The organism is Prevotella communis (assembly GCF_022024175.1).
GTDB classification, from domain to species: Bacteria; Bacteroidota; Bacteroidia; order Bacteroidales; family Bacteroidaceae; genus Prevotella; species Prevotella communis.
Genome location: NZ_CP091794.1, coordinates 2992472 through 3005152 on the forward strand (window position 1 = coordinate 2992472; position 12681 = coordinate 3005152).

Below are 12681 nucleotides of genomic sequence, written 5' to 3' on the forward strand. Positions count from 1 at the left end.
ACCCTCAATTAGAGGTTTGTATTGTCCTTGCTCCAATCCTCAACAGCGGGGATAATGCCGAGAGAGATAATCTCGTCGCGCATCTTCTGCAGGTGCTCGTAAGAAGCCTGAAGTGCAGCCATCTCCTCTGCAGTACCCTCGGGCTCTGTGAAGTGAACACCGTCCTTGTCGATAACGGTAGGCATAGCCATCATCACGTTCTTGAAGCCGTAAGCGTTAACATAGCAACCTGCAGGCCACTTGAAGGGCTCACCGCCCATAGCACCCTCGATCATCTTTACAGCCTGATAAGCGGGGCTCTGGAATGAACTGCGACCACGGAGCTTGATGATGTTGCTACCACCCTGTGTAGTCATGTGCTTGATCTCAGCCCAACGCTCGGCAGAGAGAGGAAGCTCAGAGAGGGGCTTGCCATCGATGAGAGCCTTGCTGGCGAATACAGCCATCTGCTCACCGTGACCACCGTATGTGAAGGCGTTGGTAACCTTGTCCTGACGAACGCCGAACTCCTGAGCCAGCTGCTGCTGCAGACGGGTAGAGTCGAGAGCTGCCAGAGAGGTCAGCTGGTTGGGCTTCAAACCTGAGTGAATCAAAGCGGTCAGAGCGGTAACGTCAGCGGGGTTGAAGATAACCACCACGTGCTTCACGTCGGGGCAGTACTTCTTGATGTTCTCACCGAAGTCGGCTGCAATCTGACAGTTGCCCTTCAGCAGGTCCTCACGGGTCATACCCTCCTTACGGGGAGCACCACCTGAAGAGATGATGTACTTAGCACCTGTGAAAGCCTCCTTGGGATCAATAGTGTAAGAGATGTTTGCGCCAGGGAATGCGCAGTGGCACATTTCGTCATACACACCATGAACACCGGGCTCATAGATATCATACAAGCAGATGTTAGGAGTAAGACCCAGCATCAGCACACTCTGTACCATGTTAGAACCGATCATACCACCGGCACCAACAATAACCAATTTCTCGTCAGTTAAAAAAGCCATATTATATAAGTATTTTGTTTAAGATTTTATTTTGTGCCGCAAAGTTACGCAAAAGATTTGAGATATATGCTTGGAGGTTTGAGTTTTTTTGTTTTCATAAGAGATTTTTTTTCACTTCTTAATCGTCAATTATAATTTATTTAGTATCTTTGCCAACTGGAAATTGCAAATTCTACAACTAAAATGAAACGAATCTATTTTTTCCTGACTGTAACGCTGCTTTTTTCTGCCTGCAAGAACAACCAGAACGCATCAGAAAAGGCTGTAGAAGAAGAGGTGCTCAACATACCTGAATGTGTGGTCACCACCCCACCCGATTCACTGGGTCTGGATCCCTTCTACAAGAAATATGTGGATGTCAACGGACTGGCGCTCATCTCATCCTGGCGCGTGCCTGATTCCGCCTTTGTGGCTGCCCACAGAACGCTGTACGCCATGACGTCGATGTTGCCTGAAGCGGTACTCGACTCGATGGTGGCCCGTGGTACCCGTGTGGCCATCATGGCACGCTATGAAGGCACCACCGACATCCCTGAGCATCATTATCTGGTAAACGATACGGCGCTGAACTGGGACTTGCGTGCCCGTGGACTGGGAGGTGACCTGGAGTTGCCACTCACTTCGTGTGCAGAGGAAAACATCCTGGCCTACCAGATAGACAAATATCATGCGGAAGACATCCTGATTCATGAGTTTGCCCATAGCATCCATCTCATTGGCCTGATGCTGGCCGTGCCCGATTTCGATAGTCGGTTGAAACAATGCTATGAACAGGCAAAAGCCAAGGGTATCCTGGCTGGCACCTATCGCGAGACAGATAAAGAGGAATATTTTGCCGAGGCCGTGCAGGACTGGTTCAACGTGAATGCAGAGATGCCCCATACCGACGGCAAGCACAACTGGTGTAACACACGCGAGGAACTACAGGTCTTTGACCCTGACCTGTATAACCTGTTGGCCGAATATTTCCCACAAACCAACATGCAGATTAGCAAACACAAGAAAGTAAACGAATATGGCAATCAATAAGGACACCTATATCAAGCGTCGCGCCCGTCTGAAGAAGGACGTAGGAAGCGGACTGCTTTTGTTTCTTGGTAATGACGAGGTAGGCATGAACTATGCCGACAACACCTATCGTTTCCGTCAGGATTCTACATTCCTCTATTTCTTCGGTCTCGACTACCCTGCGCTGGCAGCTGTCATTGATATCGATGCCGACAAGGAGATTGTGTTTGGCAACGAGTTGACCATCGACGATATTGTCTGGACGGGCATCCAGCCATCACTTCGTGATAAATGTGAACCGGCTGGCATCAGCGAGGTATTGCCCATGAAGGAACTCAAGAACTATATCGACAAGGCGCATGCCAAGAGTCAGCCCATTCATTTCCTGCCTCCTTATCGCGGTGATCACAAAGTATGGCTGTGGGAACTGCTCGGCATAGAGGCAGCGGCACAAGCCGACAAAGCCAGCGTGCCCTTCATTAAAGCCATTGTCAGTCAGCGCAACTATAAAGATGACGAGGAGATTCAGCTGATTGAGGAATCGGTTGACCTGAGCACAGAGATGCACCTTGCCGCCTATCGTACCGTGCGCCCGGGCATCCACGAGAGCGAGGTGGCTGCAGCTGTAGAAGAGGTAGCCTGTCGTCATGGAAATGCACTGGCCTTCCCCACCATAGCAACAGTACAGGGACAGGTACTGCATAATCATGGTTTCATACACCAGTTGAACGAGGGCGACATATTCCTGCTTGATGCCGGTGCAGAGACAAAGAGTCATTATGCCGGCGACCTGTCATCATCCATGCCTGTGGGCGAGAAATTCACGGACCGTCAGGCTGAGGTTTACAACATCCACCTGCGCAGTTTCTATGCCGCAGTAGACAAGCTGGAACTGGGCGTGCCTTTCCGTGAGGCTCATATCGCTGCTGCCACGGAGATAGCACGAGGCATGAAGGAACTGGGACTGATGAAGGGCGACCCTGCAGAAGCAGCCGAATGTGGCGCTTATGCCCTGTTCTTCCCATGCGGACTGGGTCACATGGTAGGACTGGACGTCCACAACATGGAGAATCTAGGAGAGCAATATGTTGGTTATGCCGAGGGACAGGTAAAGAGCAAGCAGTTTGGTTTCAAGTCGTTACGACTGGCCCGTCCACTGGAAAAGGGATTTGTATTCACCGTTGAACCAGGCATCTATTTTATTCCCGAACTGATGGACAGATGGGAGGCTGAAGGTCAGTTCCGCGACTTCATCTGCTACGACAAGCTGAAGCCCTGGCGCAACTTCACCGGTCTGCGCAACGAATTGAACTATGCCATGACCGAAAAGGGTGCCCGCCTGTTGGGAACCATCAAGAAGCCGATGACGATTGAAGAAGTATACAAAGCAAAAAACAACTGATATGAACTATACAATAAAATACCCTGAGAACCTGGGTGGCATGAATGAGCGCATACGTCATTTGCGCCAACAGAATTTCGACACGCCCACCACACTGAGCATCGAACGTGCCCTGATAGAGACTGCTTTCTATAAGGAGAACTACGGCACCATGCCTATTGCCATCCTCCGGGCCCGGAATTTCTACGAGATATGCAAGAAGAAGGCTATCTATATCGGTGACGAGGAACTGATTGTAGGTGAGCGCGGTCCGCTGCCTAAAGCCGTGCCTACCTTCCCAGAGTTGACCTGCCACTCGGTGGAAGACTTGCACACGCTGAACGAGCGTGAACTGCAACGCTATACCATCAGTCAGGAGGATATCGACACCTACGAGCGTGAGGTCATTCCCTACTGGCAAGGAAAGACCCAGCGTGAACGCATCTTCAACCATGTGTCGAAGGAATGGGAAGAGGCCTATCATGCAGGTGTCTTCACAGAGTTCATGGAACAACGCGCTGCCGGTCATACGGCGATGGATGGCAAGATGTACCACGAGGGACTGCTCGACGTGAAGGCACGTATCGAGAAACGCATCAGCGAACTGGATTATATCTACGACCCTGAGGCCACCGATAAGCAGCAGGAACTGGAAGCAATGGCCATCTCATGTGATGCAGCCATTCTCTTTGCAGAGCGTCATGCCGCGTTAGCCGAGGAAAAGGCAGCAAAGGAACAGAACCCGCAACGCAAGAAGGAGTTAGAGAAAATTGCCGACGTGTGTCGCTGGGTACCAGCCCATGCGCCTCGCGACCTTTGGGAAGCCATCCAGATGTATTGGTTCGTACACCTGGGCACCGTCACCGAACTCAACGGCTGGGACTCGATGAACCCGGGACATATAGACCAGCATCTGTGGCCGTTCTACCAAAAGGGTATTGAGGATGGTACGCTGACACGCGACAAAGCCAAGGAACTGTTATCATGCCTGTGGATTAAGTTCAACAACCAGCCGGCACCTCCAAAGGTAGGAGTCACGGCATTAGAGTCGGGTACATATAACGACTTCACCAATATTAATATAGGTGGTGTAGACCGCAACGGTAAAAGTGCCACCAACGATCTCTCGTATATGATACTGGAGATTCAGGAAGAACTGCATGAGCTGCAGCCAGGCCTCAGCATCCATATCGCAGAGAACACTCCCGACGAGTTCCTACTCGAAGGCATCAAAGTGATCCGCCAGGGGCATGGCTATCCATCTATCTTCAACCCCGACACGTATATCAAGGAATTGGTACGTGAGGGAAAGACGCCGGAAGATGCCCGCGAAGGCGGTTGCTCGGGATGTATTGAGGTGGGCGCTTTTGGTAAGGAGGCCTACCTATTGACGGGCTATCTGAACACACCGAAGATTCTGGAGATTACGCTGAACAACGGCATCGACCCAGAGACAGAAAAGAGACTGGGACTGGAGACTGGCGATCCACGTACGTTCCGTTCTTTTGATGAGCTCTACGAGGCATGGCACAAGCAGATGGTTTATTTCGTGAACCTGAAGTTGAGCGTCAACAATTACATCGAACGCATGTTCTCACTCTATGCACCTGCCACGTTCCTCAGTCTGTATATTGACGACTGCATAGAAAAAGGAAAGGACTATTACAGCGGAGGTGCCCGTTACAATACCACCTATATCCAGTGTACGGGTCTGGGAACGATCACCGACTGTTTCACCACACTAAAGAAGCATGTATTCGAAGACAAGCGTTACACCATGGAGGAGATATTGGAGGCCTGTGCTAAGAATTGGGAGAATAAGGAAAAAATGCGCCAATACATCCGCAACCACACACCTTTCTTCGGTAATGATGATGAGTATGCCGACACGATAGCCATACGCGTGTATGACGACTTGGTGAAAGCCATCGAGGGACGCCCCAACACCCGTGGCGGTAAGACACAGTTGAACATGCTCTCTACCACCTGCCACAATTATTTCGGCAGCGTCTGCGGAGCTACGCCCAATGGCCGTCTCGCACATTTCGCCATCTCTGATGGCACGTCACCGGCTCACGGTTCTGACAGTCATGGTCCCACGGCTGTGATTAAGTCACTTGGAAAACTTGACCAGACAAAGAGTGGCGGTACACTGCTGAACGTACGTTTCGTGCCTCAGCTATTGAAACGCGACGAGGACCAACGCAAACTCGCCTCACTCATTCGCACATACTTTAAGTTTGGTGGGCATCATATCCAGTTCAACATCGTTGACACAGCCACTCTTCACGATGCCCAGAAACATCCCGAGGAATATCGTGACCTATTGGTGCGTGTGGCTGGTTATAGTGACTACTTCAATGACATGACGGAACAATTGCAGAACGAGATTATTGCACGAACGGAAAACGATGACCTCTAATCTTATTTTTGATATCAAGCGCTATGCCATCAATGATGGCCCTGGCATTCGGACAACCATCTTTATGAAGGGTTGCCCTTTGCGTTGCGTGTGGTGCCACAACCCTGAGTCATGGTCACCTGAGTCACAGGAGCTCTTCAAACAATCGAAATGTATCCGCTGTGGCACGTGCTCTGAACCGGGATTTAAGGTGGACGACTGTCCCACGATGGCTCGCGAGATTTGCGGACGGGCCTACACGATGGAGGAGCTGATGACCGAGATTGAGAAAGAGCGTGACATCATGGAGGATAGTGGTGGTGGCGTGACACTCTGTGGCGGCGAACCCCTGATGCATGCCGAATATTCGCTTGAGATTCTCAAGGAACTGGGGCGACGCGGTTTCCACCGTACTGTTGACACCTCGCTTTATGCGCCACAAGAGGTTGTAGAAGCCATCGCCAACGAATGTGAGTTATTCCTCGTAGACTTGAAACTGATGGATAGCGACAAACATCGGCTTTATACAGGTGTTGGCAATGAACTGATTCTGCAGAACATCCGTTACCTGACAGAGCGACAGGCCCAATTCTCTATCCGCATACCTCTGATAGAGGGTATTAATGCGGATGAGGAAAACATCGGGGCAACAGCGCAATTCCTCTCATCCATTCCTCATCCCATCCACCTCTTGCCTTATCATGATGTAGGAAAAGACAAGCATCGCAGGATGGGAAGCATTTTTAATCCGAAAGGATATCCCATGGCAGCTCCTTCTGAAGAAACCTTAGAACGCTGTAAGCAGCAATTGGAGGCACAAGGGCTGCAGGTCATCATCGGAGGCTGAGGCCCCAGATTTCCGAGATAACGCAATAACAAGATAACGAAACAACAAGAAAAAAAATGACAATATCACAACGACTAGCAGCCCTTCGCGAAATCATGAGTCGTGAACATTTGGCTGCATTCATTTTTCCCAGTACCGATCCACACCAAGGCGAGTATATCCCTGATCACTGGAAAGGTCGTGAATTTATCAGTGGATTCAACGGTTCGGCAGGTACCGCAGTAGTCACCATGAAGAGTGCCGCCCTTTGGACTGACTCCCGCTATTTCATTGCAGCAGAGGAACAACTGAAAGGCTCAGAGTTTCAACTGATGAAGTTGAAGATTGAAGGGACACCGACTATTGCCGAATGGCTGGGCAAAGAATGTGAAGCAGGCGCAGAAGTAGGACTAGACGGCACGTGTTCTTCTGCCAATGCCGTAAAGGAACTGATTGCCGAGCTGCGTCATCAGGGAGGCATCACCCTTCGTACGAATCTGGATCCACTGAAACAGATATGGACAGACCGTCCTGTTATTCCTCAGAATCCCGTGGAGATATTCCCCATGGAATATGCAGGAGAGACCACGCACGACAAACTCGCCCGTATCCGAAGAGCCTTGCGCCAGCAACATGCTGACGGCATGCTGATGTCGGCCCTCGATGATATTGCCTGGACGCTCAACCTTCGTGGTACGGATGTTCATTGCAACCCCGTCTTTGTAAGTTACCTGCTCATCTCATCCAACACAACAACACTCTTTGTCAACAAGGAAAAACTGACAGCTGAGGTTTCGGCCTATCTGCAAGCTGAGGGCATCGGCGTTGATGATTACGAGAACGTGGGTAAAGGTCTAAAGGACTACTTTGAGTACAATATTCTGCTCGACCCCGATGAGGTGAATCACACGCTATACAAAATGGTAAGTCGGGAAATCATTGAAGCCGAGTCACCCGTCAAGCGGATGAAGACAGTGAAGAATGAGACGGAAATCGCAGGTTTCCGTCGGGCGATGCTGAAGGATGGTATTGCTCTGGTAAAATTCCTGAAATGGCTTAAACCTGCGGTTGAGGCTGGTGGACAGACTGAGATAAGTATCGACCAAAAGTTGACTGCCCTCAGAGCCGAACAGCCACTGTATCGTGACATATCCTTCGATACCATAGCCGGTTACCAGGCACATGGCGCCATTGTTCATTACGAGGCCACACCAGAGACTGATATCCCATTGAAACCGGAAGGACTGCTCCTGCTCGATAGTGGGGCACAATATCTGGACGGCACAACAGACATTACCCGTACCATCGCCCTTGGCCCTGTGACTGATGAGCAGAAGAAGATATATACGCTGGTGCTTAAAGGACATATCCAGATAGAGTTATGTAAATTTCCCAGTGGCAGCAGTGGCACACAGATAGATATCCTGGCCCGCAAGGATATGTGGCGCGAGGGATTGAACTACCTGCATGGCACAGGCCATGGTGTGGGCACTTACCTGAATGTACACGAAGGCCCTCATCAGTTCCGCATGGAATGGAAGCCTGCTCCACTTGTTGCGGGCATGACCATTACCGACGAGCCCGGCATCTACCTGCCTGGAAAGTTTGGCGCACGTACGGAGAATACACTTCTCATCGTGCCTTACATGGAAACTGAGTTCGGAAAATTCTTACAATTCGAGTCACTTACGCTCTGTCCTATTGACAAGGCTCCTATCAACATTGAGATGCTGACATCAGAAGAAATACAATGGCTAAACGACTATCACCAGATGGTTTTCGACCGTTTATCTCCTCATTTATCGGCCGAAGAAGTTGCATGGCTGAAAGAGGCTACGGAACCACTCAAAAAATAACGGAAAACTACGCAACGCTTTGCGTTTAGAATTTATTCTATACGTATTGGTTATCAATGCAAAAACCATATCTTTGCATTGTCAAAACCAACGCAAAAGACAACATAGCTTAGTTATTTTAAGTAAGAAGCCATCAGCCATTGAGGCAGGTGGCTTCTATTTTGGGGCATTACGCAATGCGTTGCGCAACATTTAATCAGTTTGTTGCGCATCAATTCTTCTGAAAAACTATAACTTTGTACGGCAATAGGAACTAACATGAAACGTATTTCACAGCGGGATATAGCACGGCAGTTGGGAATTAATGTCTCTACTGTGTCCCGGGCACTCAGAGGACTCGACGGCGTCAGTCCAGAGCTAAAGAAAAAGATTGAGCAAATGGCAGAAGACGGTGGCTACCGCCCAAATCCTTTTGCCGCGAGTCTCCGTTATGACACAACACATACAATAGGCATTGTTGTACCCGACATATCGTTCAATCACTATGCACAGATAGTGAAACGTATTGAAGCAGAGGCACGCAAATATGGATATATGAGCATCATTACCGATACAGAAGACTCTTACGAGAACGAATTAAACTGTATAGAGTTGCTGACCGATATGCATGTTGAAGGTATCATTATCTGTGCGTCGCAGGATACAACAGATTTCTCACATTTGCAACGACTGCGCCAGTCGAATATCCCTGTCGTACTTTTCGACCGTGTGGCAGATATAGACATTTCATCTGTCATGATTAACGATGTAACGTCTGCCTGCTACGCAACAAATTGCTTAATAGAAAGCGGCGCAAGAAACATTGCCTTCTTAGGTGGATTAAACCAGGTAAAACAGACTGCCGACCGTAAACACGGTTACCTAAAAGCACTACGTGAGCACAATATTCCCATACGTCCAGAACTGGTAAAGTGTCATCATATCAGTTTCAACTCAGGTCTTACAGACACCATGGAATTATTGAGTCTGCCAGAGCCACCTGATGCAATACTGGCCTCACACGGATTACTGGCTATCTCAGCACTACAAGCCATCACCAGTCGTGGCCTGAAGATTCCAAAAGAAATTGCCCTTATCGGCTATTTAAGCGACTGGGTGTCAGAGATGTCACACCCACGTATTTCTTTCGTTAAGCAAAACCTCCGGGAGATAGGCAATAAAGCATTTCGCCTACTCCTTGACCAGATTAATGGCGACGACAGTGTACAACATGTTGTTGTCACAGCCCGCCTAGAATTAAGAGACAGCACAAAACAACACAAGACTAAACAATGAGATACTATTTAATTTTACTGACACTTTGGGCTTTTTCCGCCCTCAACGCTTTTTCACAATCGCCAGAAGACAGAGGTCTGACTATCAGTGGTACTATTCAGGATGCCGAATTAAAAGAACCGATGATGCAAGCCACTGTGCAGCTTTTCCGCCAACGAGACTCTACCTTTGTTGGCGGCACCGTATCCGACATTCGAGGTCATTTCTCTATCCAGGCGCCGACAAACGGTATCTATAGACTGAAGATTTCATCGATAGGCTACCAGCCCATACAACGCGAGGTGACACTACGACGTAATCAAAGCATCGAGTTAGGCGACCTCCTTTTATCCTCAGATGCCGTATTACTGAAAGAGGCCGTTGTCACAGGTCGTGCAGCACAGGTCGTGGTAAGGAAAGACACACTGGTATATAACCCCGATGCCTACCGAACGCCGGAAGGTTCCCCCATTGAGGAGCTCATTAAGCGCATGCCCGGTGCAGAGGTTGATGAAGACGGAAACATCACCGTCAACGGCAAAAAGATTGAGAAAATCCTGGTCGACGGCAAAGAGTTCATGCTCGGCGATGTGGAGACAGCATTAAAAAACCTACCTGTCTCAATTATACAGAGTGTGAAGTTCTATGATCAGCAAAGCGACCAGGCACGCATCACTGGTATTGAGGATGGCAATAAAGAGACCGTGCTCGACTTCACTATCAAGAAAGGCATGAACCGTGGTTATATGACCAACCTCGACCTGGCAGGCGGAACGCACCATCGCTATGCCTCACGCGGTATGGGAAGCAGTTTTACGGATAAGACCCGAATCATGGTGATGGGCAATTTCAACAACAAGGAAGAGAATGCCGGATGGTGGAACCGTCGCGGACTGAATGCCCGTAAGACACTAGGTGCCAACTTCAATTATGACGACGGAGAGAAGCTGAAGATGGATGGCTCCGTACGCTGGAACCATCGTGACGGCGATAATATGAACGAGAATGCCAGTGAGAATTTCTATAGCGACTCCTATCGTACATTCAGCAACAGCTACTCGAAGCAATTGTCACGTAGCGACAACTGGAACGGAAATTTCCGCGTGGAGTGGAAGCCCGACTCGCTGACCAACCTGCTGCTGCGCGCCAACGGCAGCATGGGAACCAGTGATGGTACTTCAACCTCATCCAATGCCACTTTCAGCGACGATCCTTACCTATATGCTAACGATCCATTAGATGATATCCATGACCTTACCTCCCCACTCTATCCTTATCTTGTAAACCATAATCATGGTGCCAGCCTCAGCTATGGGGAGAACAAGAATGCCTGGGCAATGTTACAGTTTTACAGACGTCTTAACCCACGCGGCCGTAATATCACATTACGTGTAGAAGGCTCTATAGGCGATAACGAGAATCGCAACGCATCCAATAATGAGGTTTTCCTGCATCGTGTCAAGAATCAAGCCGGACAGGACTCGACATATTTCACAGCCCGCTATAACACCACACCCAGCGACAACAAAGGTTACGTGCTCAGCGCCCTCTATAGTGAGCCACTCTGGGAGGGCGCTCATCTGCAGGCCAACTATGAACTGCGCTATAGTCAGAATAAGAGCGATCGTCAAACATACGATTTCTCACGCCTTACCCAGAATCCCTTCACTGGTATCGTGCCGGAGTATCGCGACTGGAATCCATGGATTGGCAGTTTTGACCAAGAGATGATGGATGCTCAGCTCGACAAGAACCTCAGTCGCTACTCTGAATACAAGAACTACACGCATAATATCCGCCTGACCCTGCGTCACTGGCAGAAGGAGTACGACTACAACATCGGTTTCCTGATACAGCCTCAACACTCAAATTTCGTTCAGGACTACCGCGGCATTTATGTTGACACCATCCGTAACGTTATCAACTTCACGCCGACACTGGATTTCCACTATAACTTCAGCGACCAGGAGTCTATCCGTCTGACCTATCGCGGCGATACCCGACAGCCAGACATCACGCAATTGCTCGACATTACCGACGACTCCAACCCACTTTACATCACGCAAGGTAATCCTGGATTGAAACCACAATTCACGAACTCGCTGAATGCCTATTATAGCAATTATATCCAGAAATACAAACGCAGTTTCGTACTCTTCGGCAACTACCGCCATATCCGCAACTCTATCTCAAACCTTGTACGCTATAATGCAGAGACAGGTGGTAGCACCTCACGTCCAGAGAATATCAATGGTAACTGGAACGCTGACGGTGGTTTCAACTTCAGCACAGCTATCGACAGCGCTGCCCATTGGAATATGGGTAGTGACACGCGTCTGAGATATAACAACTACGTGAGCTATGTGGCACAGAACCAAGCCGACGCAGCAAAGAACACCACAAAGACCACCAATGTGAACCAACGTCTGAATGTCAGTTTCCGCAATGACTGGTTAGAGGTAACACTCGATGGTAACGTGAACTATCAGCACTCCCGCAACGAGCTGCAGCCCTCAGCCAATCTCGACACCTGGCGTTTCAGTTATGGAGGACAGATGATGGTTCGTCTGCCCAGCGGTTTTGAAATCTCCACCAATCTCCACGAGAATAGTCGCAGAGGTTTTAACGACCCGTCATCAAATACGAACGAACTGATCTGGAACGGTCAGGTATCAAAGTCCTTCCTCAAGACTAAGACACTTGTGGTAGCCCTCAACTTCTACGACCTGTTAGGACAGCAGTCCAACTATGAGCGCTGGGTTAATGCCAATGGACGTAGTGACACTCGCTATAACAGCATCAACTCGTATGCAATGCTCCACGTGCGCTACCGTCTGAACATGTTTGGAGGGAAGGTTGATACAGAAGGCCGCTATGACAAGAAATGGGGCAACAACGACCGTCGTGGCAGATAAACACCACTCACACAAAAATAAAACCAGATTATTAACGTTATTACA

8 protein-coding genes are annotated in these 12681 nt (G+C 49.3%); 7 read left to right on the top strand and 1 reads right to left on the bottom strand.

Annotation, left to right across the window (positions count from 1 at the left end):
• Positions 1-8: 8 nt before the first annotated feature.
• Positions 9-995, bottom strand: coding sequence for a malate dehydrogenase (locus L6466_RS11985; RefSeq protein ID WP_237802731.1), 987 nt, complete (start codon positions 993-995; stop codon positions 9-11).
• Positions 996-1178: 183 nt separating this feature from the next.
• Here L6466_RS11985 and L6466_RS11990 point away from each other — a divergent pair, with 183 nt between their 5' ends.
• The 7 genes from L6466_RS11990 to L6466_RS12020 all read left to right on the top strand — a co-directional run bounded on the left by L6466_RS11990 (position 1179) and on the right by L6466_RS12020 (position 12636).
• Entirely contained in the window at positions 1179-2024 is an 846-nt protein-coding gene (locus tag L6466_RS11990) for a hypothetical protein (RefSeq protein WP_091814588.1), read from the top strand.
• Positions 2011-3405, top strand: a complete 1395-nt coding sequence (locus L6466_RS11995; RefSeq protein ID WP_091850920.1) for an aminopeptidase P family protein — start codon at positions 2011-2013, stop codon at positions 3403-3405. Before L6466_RS11990 ends, L6466_RS11995 begins: the two co-directional genes overlap by 14 nt.
• Position 3406: 1 nt before the next feature.
• The gene (hypD, locus tag L6466_RS12000; protein WP_237802730.1) at positions 3407-5806 is read left to right on the top strand and encodes a trans-4-hydroxy-L-proline dehydratase; all 2400 of its coding nucleotides are present in this window, start codon (positions 3407-3409) and stop codon (positions 5804-5806) included.
• A complete protein-coding gene (locus L6466_RS12005; RefSeq protein ID WP_237802729.1) occupies positions 5796-6632 on the top strand; it encodes a glycyl-radical enzyme activating protein in 837 nt (278 codons plus the stop codon). Before hypD ends, L6466_RS12005 begins: the two co-directional genes overlap by 11 nt.
• Positions 6633-6688: 56 nt before the next feature.
• Entirely contained in the window at positions 6689-8467 is a 1779-nt protein-coding gene (locus tag L6466_RS12010) for an aminopeptidase P family protein (protein WP_237802728.1), read from the top strand.
• Between the two features lie 258 nt (positions 8468-8725).
• On the top strand, positions 8726-9742 hold the full coding sequence (locus L6466_RS12015; protein ID WP_237835135.1) for a LacI family DNA-binding transcriptional regulator: 1017 nt from the start codon (positions 8726-8728) through the stop codon (positions 9740-9742).
• Entirely contained in the window at positions 9739-12636 is a 2898-nt protein-coding gene (locus L6466_RS12020; protein ID WP_237802726.1) for a TonB-dependent receptor, read from the top strand. Before L6466_RS12015 ends, L6466_RS12020 begins: the two co-directional genes overlap by 4 nt.
• The last annotated feature ends 45 nt before the right edge of the window (positions 12637-12681 follow it).

Coding starts and splice junctions, on each gene's coding strand:
- L6466_RS11985 (WP_237802731.1), bottom strand. CDS start 995: ATGGCTTTTTTAACTGACGAGAAATTGGTTATTGTTGGTGCCGGTGGT.
- L6466_RS11990 (WP_091814588.1), top strand. CDS start 1,179: ATGAAACGAATCTATTTTTTCCTGACTGTAACGCTGCTTTTTTCTGCC.
- L6466_RS11995 (WP_091850920.1), top strand. CDS start 2,011: ATGGCAATCAATAAGGACACCTATATCAAGCGTCGCGCCCGTCTGAAG.
- hypD (WP_237802730.1), top strand. CDS start 3,407: ATGAACTATACAATAAAATACCCTGAGAACCTGGGTGGCATGAATGAG.
- L6466_RS12005 (WP_237802729.1), top strand. CDS start 5,796: ATGACCTCTAATCTTATTTTTGATATCAAGCGCTATGCCATCAATGAT.
- L6466_RS12010 (WP_237802728.1), top strand. CDS start 6,689: ATGACAATATCACAACGACTAGCAGCCCTTCGCGAAATCATGAGTCGT.
- L6466_RS12015 (WP_237835135.1), top strand. CDS start 8,726: ATGAAACGTATTTCACAGCGGGATATAGCACGGCAGTTGGGAATTAAT.
- L6466_RS12020 (WP_237802726.1), top strand. CDS start 9,739: ATGAGATACTATTTAATTTTACTGACACTTTGGGCTTTTTCCGCCCTC.